The organism is Enterobacter cloacae complex sp. P18RS (assembly GCF_014982105.1).
Classification (GTDB): Bacteria; Pseudomonadota; Gammaproteobacteria; order Enterobacterales; family Enterobacteriaceae; genus Enterobacter; species Enterobacter hormaechei_C.
On the sequence record NZ_JADCKV010000018.1, the window covers coordinates 145,803 to 160,239 of the forward strand.

A 14,437-nucleotide genomic window follows, 5' to 3' on the forward strand; every position below is an offset into this window, starting at 1 on the left:
GGATAAACCGTGTCCCGTACTATTATGCTGATCCCTACCGGAACCAGCGTCGGCCTGACCAGCGTCAGCCTCGGCGTGATCCGCGCTATGGAACGCAAAGGCGTTCGTCTGAGCGTCTTTAAGCCTATCGCCCAGCCACGTGCCGGTGGCGATGCGCCAGACCAGACCACCACCATCGTTCGCAAGAACTCCAATCTGCCAGCGGCTGAACCGCTGAAGATGAGCCACGTTGAATCTCTGCTCTCCAGCAACCAGAAAGACGTGCTGATGGAAGAGATCATTGCCAACTACCACGCAAACGCGCAGGACGCGGAAGTGGTGCTGGTTGAAGGCCTGGTCCCGACCCGTAAACACCAGTTTGCCCAGTCTCTGAACTTTGAAATCGCGAAAACCCTGAACGCAGAGATCGTTTTCGTGATGTCTCAGGGCACGGATACCCCAGAGCAGCTGAAAGAGCGTATCGAACTGACGCGCAGCAGCTTCGGCGGTGCGAAAAACACCAGCATCACCGGCGTGATTGTTAACAAGCTGAACGCGCCAGTAGATGAGCAGGGCCGTACGCGTCCTGACCTGTCCGAAATTTTTGACGACTCTTCCAAAGCGAAAGTCATCAAAGTTGACCCGGCTAAGTTGCAGGATTCCAGCCCACTGCCTGTTCTGGGCGCGGTGCCATGGAGCTTCGATCTGATTGCCACCCGTGCAATCGATATGGCGCGTCACCTGAACGCCACCGTGATCAACGAAGGCGATATCAACACCCGCCGCGTGAAGTCCGTAACTTTCTGCGCACGTAGCATTCCACACATGCTGGAGCACTTCCGTGCAGGTTCCCTGCTGGTAACCTCCGCAGACCGTCCGGACGTGCTGGTTGCAGCCTGTCTGGCCGCGATGAACGGCGTGGAGATCGGCGCGATCCTGCTGACCGGTGCCTACGAGATGGACCCACGCGTAAGCAAGCTGTGCGAACGTGCGTTCGCCACTGGCCTGCCAGTCTTCATGGTGAACACTAACACCTGGCAGACCTCCCTGAGCCTGCAAAGCTTCAACCTCGAAGTGCCGGTTGATGACCACGAGCGTATCGAGAAAGTTCAGGAATACGTTGCGGGCTACATCAACGCAGACTGGATCGAATCCCTGACCGCGACCTCCGAGCGCAGCCGTCGTCTGTCTCCTCCAGCCTTCCGTTACCAGCTGACCGAGCTGGCGCGTAAAGCGGGCAAACGCGTGGTTCTGCCAGAAGGCGACGAACCACGTACCGTTAAAGCGGCAGCCATCTGTGCAGAGCGCGGTATCGCGACCTGTGTGCTGCTGGGTAACCCGGATGAGATCAACCGCGTTGCGGCGTCTCAGGGCGTTGAGCTCGGCGCGGGCATCGAAATCGTTGATCCTGACGTGGTCCGCGAAAGCTACGTTGCCCGTCTGGTTGAGCTGCGTAAGAACAAAGGCATGACCGAAGCCGTTGCGCGCGAGCAGCTGGAAGACAACGTGGTGCTGGGTACGCTGATGCTGGAGCAGGACGAAGTTGACGGTCTGGTTTCCGGTGCGGTTCACACCACCGCAAATACCATCCGTCCACCGTTGCAGCTGATCAAAACTGCACCGGGCAGCTCTCTGGTCTCCTCCGTGTTCTTCATGCTGCTGCCTGAACAGGTTTACGTTTACGGCGACTGCGCGATCAACCCGGACCCAACCGCAGAGCAGCTGGCAGAAATCGCTATCCAGTCTGCGGACTCCGCGATTGCCTTCGGTATCGAACCACGCGTCGCGATGCTCTCCTACTCCACTGGCACCTCTGGTGCAGGTAGTGACGTAGAGAAAGTCCGTGAAGCGACCCGCATTGCACAGGAAAAACGTCCGGATCTGATGATCGACGGCCCGCTCCAGTACGATGCCGCGGTAATGGCTGACGTGGCGAAATCCAAAGCGCCGAACTCGCCGGTTGCAGGTCGCGCTACCGTGTTCATCTTCCCGGATCTGAACACCGGTAACACCACCTATAAAGCGGTACAGCGTTCAGCAGACCTGATCTCCATCGGGCCAATGCTGCAAGGCATGCGCAAACCTGTGAACGACCTGTCCCGTGGTGCGCTGGTTGACGATATCGTCTACACCATCGCGCTGACCGCGATCCAGTCTTCGCAGCAGCAGTAAGCTAAAAAGCCCGGTGGCGCTAGCGCTTACCGGGCCTACGGTTTTATAGGCCGGATAAGCGAAGCGCCATCCGGCAAGAGAGGCGACCACAAATGGTCGCCTTTTTTATTACAGCAGCTCCCGCGCCGCCGACACAATGTCATGTGCCGTCAGGCCATACTCCTTCTGCAAGAAGTCCTGCGTACCCACCTGACCATACCGTTCCTTCACCCCCACCCGCCGCATAGGCACCGGACAGGTTTCCACCAGCACTTCCGCCACCGCCGACCCCAGCCCGTTGTGAATGCTGTGATTTTCGCAGGTCACAATACGCCCGGTTTTCTCGGCATAGTTTTTCACCAGCATCCGATCGATGGGCTTCAGGGTAAACATGTCGATGACCGCTGCGCTTACCCCCTCCTGCTCCAGCTGGCGCGCCGCCTCCAGCGCTTCCGCCACCATAATGCCGTTAGCAATCAGGGTAATATCGGTTCCCTCGCGCAGCACGTTGCCCTTGCCGATGGTGAAGGTTGACCCCGGGGCATACACGCTCGGCGCCTGTTTACGGATGGTCCTTACCCAGTAAAAGCCTTCCAGGTCAATGAGCTGACGCAGCACATCTTCGAACATCACCGCATCGGTCACCTCCAGCACCACTGAATGCGCCAGACCGCGTACGATGCCCATATCCTCAAACGACATATGCGTCCCGCCGTTGTGACAGGCCGTCACGCCCGCATCCGAGGCAATCACCTTCACGTTATTGCGCTGGTAGTCCAGGGACATAAACAGCTGGTCAAAGCAGCGACGGCTGGCAAAAGCGGTAAAGGTATGAACGAACGGCTTACGTCCGGTGAGCGACAGCCCGGCGGCCGTCCCAATCACGTTGGCCTCCATAATGCCGCAGTTGATGACGTGCTGTGGGTAATCACGCGCTACGCCGTCCATCGCCATCGAACTCATCAGATCCGCTTCGAGCGCAATGATCTCGCTCCCGGCCTCAATCTGTTTTGCCACAAAACCCGCGTAGACCTTACGCATCTCAACGGCATCTTTCTGTCCTGTCGGTGCAACCTTAATCATGTGAAGCCTCCAGTTGGCGAATCGTCTCGTTAAGCGCCGCTTTGCTCTCCTCGGTTAATCGCAGGTGATGCGAGTTGCTGAGCTGTTCAAGGTATGGCACCCCCTGCCCTTTAATGCTGTCGAGGATCACCACCCGCGGACGCGCATCAGCCTCAGGGATCGGCGCGGTCACCTCCAGCAGCGCCGGAATGTCATCCCCTTTCACCGTCACCACGTCAAAACCAAAGGCGCGGAATTTGCCTTCCAGGTCGAAGGCGCTGATGATTTCGTCCAGCTCGCCGTCGAGCTGCTGTTTGTTCCAGTCCACGAATACCGTCAGGTTGTTCAGTCGATGGTGAGCGATAAACTGGAAGGCTTCCCAGCACTGCCCTTCATTCAGTTCTCCGTCGCCAACGATGCAAAACACCCGGTTTGGCCTTCCTGCCAGCTTGTGCGACAGCGCCATGCCGCCAGCGATGGAGATCCCCTGCCCCAGTGAACCGGTGGTGGCATCCACGCCGCGTGTTTTCAGGCGATCCGGGTGACTTGGCAGACGCGTCCCGTTCTGGTTCAGCGTGCTCAACTCTTCAATCGGGAAGTAGCCCTTAATCGCCAGCGTGCTGTACAGCGCCGGCCCCGCATGGCCTTTCGACAGCACAAAGTAATCGCGCTCTGGCCAGTCCGGATCGGCCGGGTCGATCTTCATCACCGCGCCGTACAGAACGGCCAGCGTTTCAACGACTGACATGCTGCCGCCGTAGTGCCCAAAACCCAGCTGCGTAAGGGATTTCAGCGTCTCAAGGCGGATCTGACGCGCCAGGTCGGTTATTTCATTCTCATTCATGATTTGGCTCCGGGGTTTTCCTGCGCGTTACCGCTGGCAGGTTTGTTTTTAGCGAAGACGTTGTAGGCCACCAGCAGCGCGAACAACACAACAACCAGTCCGGTGATGGCAAGCGGCGACAGGAAGCGTGCCAGGTTGCCCAGCACAATCCCGACCGCACCAAAATCAGCGTCCGAGAAGGTCGTATTCGCAAAGCCAATTGCGCCCAGAACAGGCAGCAGCAGGACCGGGAGGAAGGTGATCAGCAGGCCGTTAGCAAAGGCGCCAATCATTGCCCCGCGGCGTCCACCGGTGGCGTTACCGAACACGCCCGCCGTTGCGCCGGTGAAGAAGTGCGGAACGACGCCCGGGAGGATCAGCACCCAGCTAAACTGACCGCAGATGAACAACCCAACAATCCCGCCGAGGAAGCTAAACAGGAAACCAATCAGCACCGCGTTTGGCGCATACGGGTAGACTACCGGGCAGTCCAGCGCAGGCCGCGCATTGGGCACCAGTTTTTCCGAGAAGCCGGTAAAGGCCGGGACGATTTCCGCCAGAATCAGGCGCACGCCCTGCAAGATGATGAACACGCCTGCCGCGAAGGTGATGGCCATAATGATGGCGTATACCAGGTAGTTTTGGCCGCCGCTGAAGGTGGCCTCCACGTACTCACGTCCGGCGCTCACCGCCATGATCAGGTAGATAATCATCATGGTCAGGGAGATGGAGATTGAACTGTCACGCAGGAAGCTAAGGTTCTTCGGCAGGTTCATCTCTTCGGTGGAGCGCGAGCCTTTCCCGACCTTGCTGCCAATCCAGCCGGACAGCACGTAGCCCAGCGTACCGAAATGACCGAAGGCGATCTCATCGTTGCCGGTAATACGCTTCATATAGCGCTGCGCAATCGCCGGGAAGAAGGCCATAATCAGGCCGAGGATCAACGAACCGGTAAAGACCAGCCCGACCCCCTCGAAGCCTGCAACCGTCAGGATCACGCCGATCATGCATGCCATGTAGAAGGTGTGATGCCCGGTGAGGAAGATGTATTTCAGGCGGGTAAAGCGCGCGACAATAATATTCGCCACCATCCCGAAGGCCATAATGAGCGCGGTGGAAGCGCCATATTTCTCCAGGGCAATCGATACAATAGCTTCATTGTTGGGAATAATGCCCTGAATATTAAAGGCGTGCTCAAACATACCGCCGAGCGGATTTAAAGAGCCCACCAGCACAGTTGCGCCGCCGCCCAGTACAATAAAGCCGAGAATGGTTTTAATTGTGCCTTTTACCACATCCGAAAAGGCTTTTTTCTGCGCCACAAGACCAATCAGAGCAATTAACCCGACCAGCACTGAAGGGACTTTTAAAATATCAACAACGAAATTCAGCGTTTCAAGGATAAACATATCCACCTCGCCTTATCAGGATTATTGTCTTTCGAACCAGGCGCGCAGCTGCGCTTCGAGTTCGTTGATATCGATGATATTGTTGATTACCACCAGCTGGCTTTCCGGCACGCTGGCGCTGGCGGCAATGTCTTTCGCCATTACAAACAGGTCCGCCGCGCCCGGCGTGGCCGAGGAGAGATCGGAGTGTTCAACCTCGGCCTCAATTTCCAGTTTTTTGAGCACCTTTTTAATATTCATTTCGACCATAAAACTGCTGCCCAGGCCGGAGCCGCAAATAGCCATGATTTTCATTGTTATCCCCTTTATTGAGTAGAGTACGCCCCATCACGCTGACGCGTAATGTTGAGATGAATCGGATTAAATAATTAAATCAGAAGCGATCGATAACGGTTTTTATCTCCTCCAGCGTATTCGCCCGATGTAATTCAGCCATATCTTCGTCGCTGGAAAATAATTCCGCTAAGGCTGAGATCATTTCGATATGGCTATGCTTGTCCGGTGCCGCCAGCATCACAATCACATCGACGGGGTCAAACTCACCGGCACCAAAAGAGACGCCCTGTTTTAGTTTTAATAATGACAGGCCAAGTCCTTTCGCCCCTTCTTCCGGTCGCGCATGTGGCATTGCCAGCCCTGGAGCCAGCACATAGTAGGGACCTAACGTCTGGTGCTGCTCGATGATAGCCGTGACATATTCCGGCGCAATGACCTGCAAATCCAGCAGCGGTTTCGCGCACAGTTCCAGCGCCTGGGGCCAGCTTTCAACGCTATCCTGTAGGATGATGGTTGTATCATATATCCACTTTTTGAGCATTTTTCACTCCCGCTAAAGACCAGACATGGGCAAACTCTATTCAACCCATCAATCAATGACTGCGATCGCGATCACAAAGATAGCGCTACCAACGACTAACATGCAGAACTGTGATAGCGCTATCAAATTGCTATCATGGTGCGAAATCACAGCAAAAAAAGGGATTTAAGGCGTATACTGCCTGTCACGTAAAATGAAGGATGAAACTGAATCGCGTCCTGTCAGCAGGAAGATGTATGTCTTTAACCCGAAAACGGCGCAGTACCGGAAAAGTAACGCTCGCGGATGTCGCACAGCTTGCCGGCGTAGGCACGATGACTGTTTCCCGTGCCCTCCGCACGCCCGAACAGGTTTCCGATAAACTGCGTGAAAAAATTGAAGCCGCGGTGCAGGAGCTGGGTTATATGCCCAATCTTGCCGCCAGCGCACTGGCATCGGCGTCGTCATGGACGATCGCGATGGTAGTTCCCAACCTTTCCGAAGCTGGCTGTTCCGAGATGTTCGCCGGGCTACAGCAGGTGCTCCAGCCAGCCGGATATCAGATCATGCTGGCTGAATCTCAGCATCGTCTTGAACAGGAAGAGAAACTGCTCGAAACGCTGCTGGCCTCAAATATCGCCGCAGCGATACTGCTCAGCGTCGAGCACTCCGATACCGTACGCCACTGGCTGAAAAACGCCTCTATCCCGGTGATGGAAATGGGTGCAATGCGTGCCGATCCGATTGATATGAATATCGGGATTGATAACGTCGCCGCCATGTATGAACTTACCGAGATGGTGATTCAGCGTGGCTACCAGAATATCGGCCTGCTGTGCGCTAACCAGGAGCAGTGGATTTTTCAGCAGCATTTGCAGGGCTGGTACAAGGCGATGCTGCGCCACCACCTGTCGCCGAACAGAGTGATTAATGCCGCCATGCCGCCGAACTTCTCCACCGGTGCGGCACAACTGCCAGAGTTCCTGCTGGCGTGGCCGGAACTGGATGCGCTGGTGTGCGTATCAGATGAACTGGCCTGCGGCGCGCTGTATGAGTGCCAGCGTCGACGCATCAAAGTGCCGGACGATTTAGCGGTCGTGGGCTTTGGCGACAGCGACGTCAGCCGCGTCTGCCAGCCGCCGCTGACAACGATGGCAGTACCGCATCGCAAGATTGGGATTGAAGCCGGGAAAGCGTTACTGGAACGTCTGAATGACGGAGACTGGCGCGATCATAAACCCATCGCGTCCAGCCTGTGTCTGCGGGAAAGCTGTTAAGGCTTACTCAGCCTCTTCCTCTTTTTCCGCCTTATTTTCCGGTTTAGCGGATTCGTTTTTGGCGTTGCGGGTCATCCACAGCGCCAGTGCTTTAAGGGAATCGGGCGTGAACTCGTCGCAACGCGCGGTGATCTCTTCCGGCGTCATCCAGCACACTTCGCTCACTTCCTCTTCCTGCAAGGCGAAAGGTCCGTGGGAAACGCAGCTGAACAGCCCGCCCCAGACGCGACAATGTTCATCTTCGAAATAAAATTGCCCGTGCTCGGCAAACGGCACGCCAGCGATACCTAACTCTTCTTCCGCTTCACGACGCGCGGAATCCAGCAATACTTCATCGGCCTGCACGACGCCACCCGCTGTGGCATCCAGCATACCAGGAAGAAAATCTTTGGTGTCGGTGCGACGCTGGACCAGAATCTTGCCCATGCCGTCATGAACAACGATGTAAGTCGCGCGGTGACGCAGACGCTCCGCACGCATTTGTTCGCGGCTGGCCTGCGCGATCACTTCATTCTCTTCGCTGACAATGTCAACCCACTCAGTACTTGCCAAATGATTCTGCTCCACCATCGGGAAACCTTCTCGTCTAAGCGCTCTTTTGGCGCGTTTGCAGTTGTGGTGTAACTTACGGATTAATCGCTATCTGCGCAATAACTTGCTGATCATTAAGTGCGATAACGCTTAATGTCCCGTCTTCATACATGCCGTAGCTTGCCGGATTGCCGCCTTTAGGAATGCTGACAGACCCGGGATTAAAGTGATAAAACGCCCCGCGTTTTTCCGCCACCGGAATATGAGTATGACCATAAACCAGGACATCGCCAGCGGCGAGTGACGGCAGGTTATCCGGGCCGAACAGGTGCCCGTGGGTCAGGAACAAACGGCTGTTTTCCATCAACACCTGTTGCCAGGGAGCGGTGATGGGAAAATGCAGCAGCATCTGGTCAACTTCGCTGTCACAGTTGCCGCGAACGGCGATAATGCGCGAGGCAAAATGATTAAGTTTTTCCGCCACCTGCGCGGGAGCGTAGCCTTCCGGCAACGCATTGCGTGGGCCGTGGTTTAACACGTCGCCCAGGATCACCAACCATTGCGCCCCGCTTTGGGCGAACAGAGAAAGCACGCGTTCGGTCGCGGGCAGCGATCCATGAATATCCGACGCAAACATCAGTTTCATCAGTTACTCCTCAGGAATTCAGACTGCTCCTATCATACCTCAAGCGCCCCGTCTTATCAGCCCGCGCGCTTAGCAGAGAGTGCCAGATAGCGCTGTACCGACGCGCGTTGCCACTGGAATGTGGCGTAATCCACCAGCAGCTGTGGGACGTCATCGCCATTGAGGATCAAGCGATTGAGCATCAGCGCCAGATCGGTGTCGGCAATACACCACTCGCCAAACAGGTTGGGGTTACCCTGCGCCAGCAGCGATGACGCAGTTTCGACCAGCTTCCGGGCGCTGGATAAGCCTTCCTCGCTGAGGGCGGGCTTTTTGACGCCAGCGAACACCACATCCGTAGAGCGTTCTGTGCGAATCGGCACCAGGTCGCTACGCAGCCATGCCTGGATCTGGCGGGCGCGGGCGCGCTTTTGCAGATCGTGAGGATAGATGCGTTCCCACTCTGGCGGGGCAAAGCGGTCCTCAAGATACTCGTCAATCGCCGAGGATTCACTCAACTCAAAACCGTCGATCTCCAGCACAGGAACTCGGCGAGTGAGCGCGTAGCCCTGCCACTGGGGCTTCAGATGTTCGCCGCTGTCCAGGTCGACGGTTTTCAGACTAAAAGTAAGCCCCTTTTCTGCCAGCGCCACATAAACGCTCATGACATAAGGAGAAAAAAAGTTCGCATCGGACCACAACGTTATTACAGGCTGGCTCATAACATCCTCATCGGCTGATCGGTTTTCACTCAACATATAATCTCTTTGCCTCGCTGTCACTTGATGAAAACTCACGATTTACAACAAGCACCTATACTGATTTTTTATGGCAACACTATTCGCACTGACAGGAGTTGAGAATGATAGATCTCTATTATGCCCCCACCCCTAATGGCCATAAGATCACCCTCTTTCTCGAAGAAGCCGAAGTGGACTACCGGATCATTCGCGTGGATATCAGTAAAGGCGACCAGTTCCGCCCCGTTTTTCTGGCCATATCGCCCAACAATAAAATTCCGGCCATCATTGATAACCTGCCTTCTGACGGCGGCAAACCGTTAAGCCTGTTTGAGTCTGGAGAGATTTTGCTCTATCTGGCAGAGAAAACCGGCAAGCTCCTGAGCGGTGAATTGCGCGAGCGTCATCACACGCTGCAATGGTTATTCTGGCAGTCGAGCGGCCTGGGGCCAATGCTGGGGCAGAATCACCACTTTACCGCCTATGCGCCGCAGACGATCCCTTACGCCATTGAGCGATATCAGGTCGAAACCCAGCGCCTGTACGGGGTCCTGAACCGTCGGCTGGAAAAATCACCGTGGCTGGGAGGTGAGCATTACAGCATTGCAGATATCGCCTGCTGGCCGTGGATTAACACCCATGAACGCCACCGGATCGATCTGGCCACTTATCCGGCAGTGAACAACTGGTTTGAGCGCATCCGGACGCGCCCGGCCACCGAACGCGCCATGCAAAAAATCCATCAGATTTGAGCCTGCGCCCCGTTGGGTGCAGGTGTTTTCCTCATGTATGATGAGGTGAAAATACTGACACGGAGAAGACCTGCAATGTCCCAGCATGACGCTATTATTCGTATAAAAAACTTACGCTTACGCACGTTCATTGGTATCAAAGAGGAGGAGATCGCGAATCGCCAGGATATCGTGGTGAATGTAGTGATCCACTACCCGGCAGACAAGGCGCGTGCCAGCGAGGACATCAATGACGCGCTGAACTATCGCACGATCACCAAAAGCATCATCCAGTACGTTGAGAACAACCGTTTTGCGCTACTGGAAAAATTAACTCAGGATGTGCTCGACATCGCACGCGAACACCACTGGGTCACTTATGCTGAAGTGGAGATCGATAAACTTCACGCCCTGCGCTACGCCGACTCCGTCTCCATGACGTTAAGCTGGCAGCGCCAGGCGTAAACCTGGAGGTTGTATGAAGATCCTGCTCACCGGCGGTACGGGCCTGATTGGTCGCCATCTCATTCCACGTTTGCAGGCGTTGCATCACGACATTACCGTGGTCACGCGCAGCCCGGAGAAAGCGCGCCAGGTGCTGGGCGTCGGCGTTGAGATCTGGAAAGGCCTGGCGGAAAGGCAGGATCTGAACGGCTTTGACGCCGTCATCAACCTTGCTGGCGAACCTATCGCCGATAAACGCTGGACCGAAGAGCAAAAACAGCGTTTATGCAGCAGCCGCTGGAACATGACCGAAAGGCTGGTTGAGCTGATTCGCAACAGCGAGACGCCGCCTTCGGTGCTGATTTCCGGCTCTGCTACAGGCTACTATGGCGATCTCGGTGAAGTGGTGGTGACCGAAGAGGAGCCGCCGCACAACGAGTTTACCCATAAACTCTGCGCCCAGTGGGAGCGCATCGCCTGCGCGGCGCAAAGCGATCGTACCCGCGTCTGCCTGCTGCGCACCGGCGTGGTACTTGCGCCGAAGGGCGGTATTCTCGGTAAAATGCTGCCGCCGTTTAAAATGGGGCTTGGCGGGCCCATCGGCAATGGTCGTCAGTATCTGGCGTGGATCCATATCGACGATATGGTCAACGGCATTCTCTGGCTGCTGGATAACGATCTGCGCGGGCCATTTAACATGGTATCCCCTTACCCCGTACGTAATGAACAATTTGCTCACGCCCTGGGGCATGCCCTGCATCGCCCGGCGGTGCTGCGCGTACCTGCAACGGCGATTCGTCTGTTGATGGGTGAGTCTTCGGTGCTGGTGCTGGGCGGGCAACGCGCGCTGCCAAAACGGCTGGAAGCGGCCGGGTTCACGTTCCGCTGGTATGACCTGGAAGAGGCGCTGGGGGATGTGGTGCAGTGAATATGTTAGAGTTATACGCCATGTCTGGATGAGATGGCGTAACTATGGCAACCATTACCACAACCCGGCTTCACCTCACCCCTTTCGAACCTTCTGACTGGGCGTTCTTCCGCTCTCTGCGTGAAGACCCCGCCATCATGCGCTATATGGCCGCTATCACGCCGGAAAAAGAGACGCGCCGCGTATTTGCCGCGCGCCTGATGGCGGAGCATGTCTTTGTGATCCGTCTGCATAACGACGTTACGCCGCTCGGGGATATCGGCCTGCAAATCAGTGCGGCGAACCGTGAAGAGGCGGATATTGGCTACACGGTTGTGCCTGCCGCGCAGAGAAAAGGCATTGCCAGCGAAGCGCTGCGCGCGGTGTGTGAGTATGCATTTAACCAGACGGGCGTGAAGGCGATAAACGCGTACGTGCTGGCGGATAACGTTGGGTCGGTGCGGGTCCTTGAGAAAGCGGGTTTTGTGCGCACGCAGGTGCTGGAGAAGGCGTACGAGATTAAAGGCGTACGGTATGACGACTGGGTGTATCGGCTGGAGTGTTGAATGCCGGGCTGCACTGCGTTTGCCCGGCCTACGGGGTTTGTAGGCCCGGTAAGCGAAGCGCCACCGGGCAATTGGGCGGCTCTGCGGCCTGATGCCCTCACCCCGGCCCTCTCCCACAGGGAGAGGGAGAAAGGCCAAACCTACTTCAACGAGCCTTTCAGGAACTGCTGCAAGCGCGGGCTTTGCGGGTTCGCCAGCACCTCATCGGGGTGCCCCTGCTCTTCAATTTTCCCCTGATGCAGGAAGATAACGTGGTTAGAAACGTTACGTGCGAAGCCCATCTCGTGCGTCACCACCACCATCGTTTTGCCCTCTTCCGCCAGCTTTTGCATGATGCGCAGTACTTCGCCAACGAGTTCAGGATCCAGCGCAGAAGTCGGTTCGTCAAACAGCAACACTTCCGGCTCCATCGCCAGCGCACGGGCGATGGAAACACGCTGCTGCTGCCCCCCTGACAGGTGCACCGGATATTTGATCTGCTGCCGCTCGTCGATACCCACTTTCGCCAGGTATTTGACCGCACGCTCGCGGGCTTCCTGCTTGCTTAAGCCGAGCACCTGAACCGGCGCTTCCATCACGTTCTCCAGCACCGTCATGTGGCTCCAGAGGTTGAAGTGCTGGAACACCATCGTCAGGCGTGTACGCAGCAGGCGCAGCTGGTTTTTATCCGCCACTTTAAGCTGGCCGTCTTTATCACGGACCATGTTGATGTTCTGTCCGCTCACCACAATCGATCCTTCGCTCGGCTTTTCGAGGAAGTTGATGCAGCGCAGGAAGGTACTTTTACCCGAACCTGATGAGCCGATAATACTGATCACGTCGCCCGCGTTAGCCTCCAGCGACACCCCTTTCAGCACTTCATGTTCGCCGTAGCGCTTGTGCAAATCAATTACGTTTAATTTGTTCTCAGCCATCATAAATTCTCAGTGCGTCGACGGTTTTATATGCTGCAACCAGCGTTTTTCAGCCTTACGGAACAGACTGATCAGGACGTAAGAAATGATCAAATAGAGCACTGCCGCAATGCCAAACGCCGTAAACGGCTGGTAGGTGGCAGAGTTAATATCGCGGGCAATCTTTAACAGATCCGGTACCGTGGCGGTAAACGCCAGTGCCGTCGAATGCAGCATTAAAATCACTTCGTTGCTGTAGGCCGGCAGCGCAATACGCAGCGCCGAAGGCAGAATAATACAGCGGTAGAGCTTCACGGAGGAGAAGCCGTACGCGCGCGCCGCCTCGATCTCACCGTGCGGCACAGAACGGATGGCCCCGGCGAAGATCTCGGTGGTATAGGCGCAGGTATTGAGGGTCAGCGCCAGCACCGTACAGTTCAGACCGCTGCGGAAGAACGCGTTCAGCATCTCGGTGCCTTTCACGATCTCCAACGTGTACATCCCGGAATAGAACACCAGCAGTTGCACGTACAGCGGAGTACCGCGAAACACGTAGGTGAATAGCCAGATAGGGAACTGGATAAATTTATTGTTCGACACGCGGCCAATGGCAAGAAACACCGCCAGAATGCCGCCCATTACCACCGAGGAGATCAGCAGCCAAAGCGTGATGGCCACGCCAGTAAAGCGGTAGCCATCCGTCCACAGCAGGGATTTCCAGTACTCCTGAATAATCTCAATCACAGGTCAGCCCTCTTCACACCCACGGAGTAGCGACGTTCGAGCAGAAGCAGCACACCATTGGAGACGGTCGTAAAGACCAGATAAATTACGCCGCAGACCACCGCAAAATAGAACGGTTCCCAGGTGCTTTTACCCGCCAGCTGCGTGGCCTTCACCACATCTTCCAGACCCAGCAGGGAGACCAGCGCCGTAGCCTTGAGAATAACCTGCCAGTTGTTACCGATGCCCGGCAGCGCGTAGCGCATCATGGCCGGGAACATGATCCGGCGAAACGTTTGTGAGGAGGTAAAACCGTAGGCGGTTGCCGCTTCAATATGCCCTTTCGGCACGGCCATGTAAGCGCCGCGGAAAGTCTCAGTGAAATAGGCACCGTAGATAAAACCAAGGGTAATAATACCGGCCACCATCGGGTCGATATCGATCTGCTCCATGCCGATGGCATCCGTCACGCCGTTAAGTGCGATTTGCAGGCCGTAAAAGATCAGCAGCATCAGCACCAGGTCAGGCACGCCGCGAATCAGCGTGGTATAGCCTTCAAATATCAGCGCCAGCGGTCTGTTGGCGGATAATTTTGCCCCCGCGCCCGCCAGGCCTATCAGCACCGCCAGCACCACGGAGCTGATAGCCAGCTCAAGGGTGACAAGCGCGCCCTGTAAAATAACGCCAGAAAATCCGTACAGCATACCGCGTGCCCTGTCGTCTCGTGAGTGGTGGAACCGTGTCTTTTCCCCTCCCGCAACGGGAGGGGCCGCACGTTAT

At 56.2% G+C, this 14,437-nt stretch carries 17 protein-coding genes; 6 read left to right on the top strand and 11 right to left on the bottom strand.

From position 1 onward, the window contains the following. The first annotated feature begins 9 nt into the window (after window positions 1–9). Complete coding sequence (pta, locus tag INF61_RS15300; RefSeq protein WP_017383435.1) at window positions 10–2,151, top strand: phosphate acetyltransferase; 2,142 nt, start codon at window positions 10–12, stop codon at window positions 2,149–2,151. A gap of 108 nt (window positions 2,152–2,259) precedes the next feature. Here pta and INF61_RS15305 read toward each other — a convergent pair whose 3' ends face one another. The 5 genes from INF61_RS15305 to INF61_RS15325 all read right to left on the bottom strand — a co-directional run bounded on the left by INF61_RS15305 (window position 2,260) and on the right by INF61_RS15325 (window position 6,241). Further along, the gene (locus INF61_RS15305; protein WP_015572265.1) at window positions 2,260–3,213 is read right to left on the bottom strand and encodes a transketolase family protein; all 954 of its coding nucleotides are present in this window, start codon (window positions 3,211–3,213) and stop codon (window positions 2,260–2,262) included. Continuing rightward, window positions 3,206–4,036 (bottom strand): transketolase, encoded by an 831-nt coding sequence (locus tag INF61_RS15310; protein WP_015572264.1) that lies wholly within the window; start codon window positions 4,034–4,036, stop codon window positions 3,206–3,208. The genes INF61_RS15305 and INF61_RS15310 overlap by 8 nt, the downstream gene beginning before the upstream one ends. Beyond that, window positions 4,033–5,424: a PTS ascorbate transporter subunit IIC gene (locus INF61_RS15315; RefSeq protein ID WP_017383437.1), complete on the bottom strand. Its 1,392-nt coding sequence runs from the start codon at window positions 5,422–5,424 to the stop codon at window positions 4,033–4,035. The genes INF61_RS15310 and INF61_RS15315 overlap by 4 nt, the downstream gene beginning before the upstream one ends. A gap of 21 nt (window positions 5,425–5,445) precedes the next feature. Then, on the bottom strand, window positions 5,446–5,718 hold the full coding sequence (locus INF61_RS15320) for a PTS sugar transporter subunit IIB (protein ID WP_003861447.1): 273 nt from the start codon (window positions 5,716–5,718) through the stop codon (window positions 5,446–5,448). Between the two features lie 79 nt (window positions 5,719–5,797). Next, a complete protein-coding gene (locus INF61_RS15325; RefSeq protein ID WP_017383438.1) occupies window positions 5,798–6,241 on the bottom strand; it encodes a PTS sugar transporter subunit IIA in 444 nt (147 codons plus the stop codon). 236 nt (window positions 6,242–6,477) lie between these two features. On the opposite strand from INF61_RS15325, the gene INF61_RS15330 reads away from it, so the two are divergent. After that, a complete protein-coding gene (locus tag INF61_RS15330; protein WP_017383439.1) occupies window positions 6,478–7,497 on the top strand; it encodes a LacI family DNA-binding transcriptional regulator in 1,020 nt (339 codons plus the stop codon). A 3-nt stretch (window positions 7,498–7,500) separates the two neighbouring features. On the opposite strand, the gene yfcD is transcribed toward INF61_RS15330, so the two are convergent. From yfcD to yfcF, 3 genes are read right to left on the bottom strand one after another with little or no spacing between them, the layout of a single operon-like run. Beyond that, on the bottom strand, window positions 7,501–8,067 hold the full coding sequence (gene yfcD / locus INF61_RS15335) for an NUDIX hydrolase YfcD (protein WP_006811396.1): 567 nt from the start codon (window positions 8,065–8,067) through the stop codon (window positions 7,501–7,503). A 55-nt stretch (window positions 8,068–8,122) separates the two neighbouring features. Further along, on the bottom strand, window positions 8,123–8,674 hold the full coding sequence (gene yfcE / locus INF61_RS15340) for a phosphodiesterase (RefSeq protein WP_017692997.1): 552 nt from the start codon (window positions 8,672–8,674) through the stop codon (window positions 8,123–8,125). 56 nt (window positions 8,675–8,730) lie between these two features. Beyond that, a complete protein-coding gene (gene yfcF, locus INF61_RS15345) occupies window positions 8,731–9,375 on the bottom strand; it encodes a glutathione transferase (RefSeq protein ID WP_126495642.1) in 645 nt (214 codons plus the stop codon). Between the two features lie 140 nt (window positions 9,376–9,515). On the opposite strand from yfcF, the gene yfcG reads away from it, so the two are divergent. The 4 genes from yfcG to INF61_RS15365 all read left to right on the top strand — a co-directional run bounded on the left by yfcG (window position 9,516) and on the right by INF61_RS15365 (window position 12,041). Further along, a complete protein-coding gene (yfcG, locus tag INF61_RS15350) occupies window positions 9,516–10,145 on the top strand; it encodes a GSH-dependent disulfide bond oxidoreductase (protein ID WP_003861434.1) in 630 nt (209 codons plus the stop codon). Between the two features lie 75 nt (window positions 10,146–10,220). Further along, the gene (gene folX, locus INF61_RS15355; RefSeq protein ID WP_003861432.1) at window positions 10,221–10,589 is read left to right on the top strand and encodes a dihydroneopterin triphosphate 2'-epimerase; all 369 of its coding nucleotides are present in this window, start codon (window positions 10,221–10,223) and stop codon (window positions 10,587–10,589) included. A 13-nt stretch (window positions 10,590–10,602) separates the two neighbouring features. Further along, complete coding sequence (locus tag INF61_RS15360) at window positions 10,603–11,496, top strand: TIGR01777 family oxidoreductase (protein ID WP_015572259.1); 894 nt, start codon at window positions 10,603–10,605, stop codon at window positions 11,494–11,496. 44 nt (window positions 11,497–11,540) lie between these two features. Further along, a complete protein-coding gene (locus tag INF61_RS15365) occupies window positions 11,541–12,041 on the top strand; it encodes a GNAT family N-acetyltransferase (protein WP_032669436.1) in 501 nt (166 codons plus the stop codon). A 140-nt stretch (window positions 12,042–12,181) separates the two neighbouring features. On the opposite strand, the gene hisP is transcribed toward INF61_RS15365, so the two are convergent. The 3 genes from hisP to INF61_RS15380 are packed head-to-tail and all read right to left on the bottom strand — an operon-like array spanning window position 12,182 to window position 14,361. Continuing rightward, window positions 12,182–12,955: a histidine ABC transporter ATP-binding protein HisP gene (hisP, locus tag INF61_RS15370; RefSeq protein WP_003861426.1), complete on the bottom strand. Its 774-nt coding sequence runs from the start codon at window positions 12,953–12,955 to the stop codon at window positions 12,182–12,184. 9 nt (window positions 12,956–12,964) lie between these two features. Continuing rightward, a complete protein-coding gene (locus INF61_RS15375; protein WP_003861424.1) occupies window positions 12,965–13,678 on the bottom strand; it encodes an ABC transporter permease in 714 nt (237 codons plus the stop codon). Further along, complete coding sequence (locus INF61_RS15380) at window positions 13,675–14,361, bottom strand: histidine ABC transporter permease HisQ (RefSeq protein ID WP_015572256.1); 687 nt, start codon at window positions 14,359–14,361, stop codon at window positions 13,675–13,677. Before INF61_RS15380 ends, INF61_RS15375 begins: the two co-directional genes overlap by 4 nt. Window positions 14,362–14,437: the final 76 nt, after the last annotated feature.

Coding starts and splice junctions, on each gene's coding strand:
- INF61_RS15305 (WP_015572265.1), bottom strand. CDS start 3,213: ATGATTAAGGTTGCACCGACAGGACAGAAAGATGCCGTTGAGATGCGT.
- INF61_RS15310 (WP_015572264.1), bottom strand. CDS start 4,036: ATGAATGAGAATGAAATAACCGACCTGGCGCGTCAGATCCGCCTTGAG.
- INF61_RS15315 (WP_017383437.1), bottom strand. CDS start 5,424: ATGTTTATCCTTGAAACGCTGAATTTCGTTGTTGATATTTTAAAAGTC.
- INF61_RS15320 (WP_003861447.1), bottom strand. CDS start 5,718: ATGAAAATCATGGCTATTTGCGGCTCCGGCCTGGGCAGCAGTTTTATG.
- INF61_RS15325 (WP_017383438.1), bottom strand. CDS start 6,241: ATGCTCAAAAAGTGGATATATGATACAACCATCATCCTACAGGATAGC.
- INF61_RS15330 (WP_017383439.1), top strand. CDS start 6,478: ATGTCTTTAACCCGAAAACGGCGCAGTACCGGAAAAGTAACGCTCGCG.
- yfcD (WP_006811396.1), bottom strand. CDS start 8,067: ATGGTGGAGCAGAATCATTTGGCAAGTACTGAGTGGGTTGACATTGTC.
- yfcE (WP_017692997.1), bottom strand. CDS start 8,674: ATGAAACTGATGTTTGCGTCGGATATTCATGGATCGCTGCCCGCGACC.
- yfcF (WP_126495642.1), bottom strand. CDS start 9,375: ATGAGCCAGCCTGTAATAACGTTGTGGTCCGATGCGAACTTTTTTTCT.
- yfcG (WP_003861434.1), top strand. CDS start 9,516: ATGATAGATCTCTATTATGCCCCCACCCCTAATGGCCATAAGATCACC.
- folX (WP_003861432.1), top strand. CDS start 10,221: ATGTCCCAGCATGACGCTATTATTCGTATAAAAAACTTACGCTTACGC.
- INF61_RS15360 (WP_015572259.1), top strand. CDS start 10,603: ATGAAGATCCTGCTCACCGGCGGTACGGGCCTGATTGGTCGCCATCTC.
- INF61_RS15365 (WP_032669436.1), top strand. CDS start 11,541: ATGGCAACCATTACCACAACCCGGCTTCACCTCACCCCTTTCGAACCT.
- hisP (WP_003861426.1), bottom strand. CDS start 12,955: ATGGCTGAGAACAAATTAAACGTAATTGATTTGCACAAGCGCTACGGC.
- INF61_RS15380 (WP_015572256.1), bottom strand. CDS start 14,361: ATGCTGTACGGATTTTCTGGCGTTATTTTACAGGGCGCGCTTGTCACC.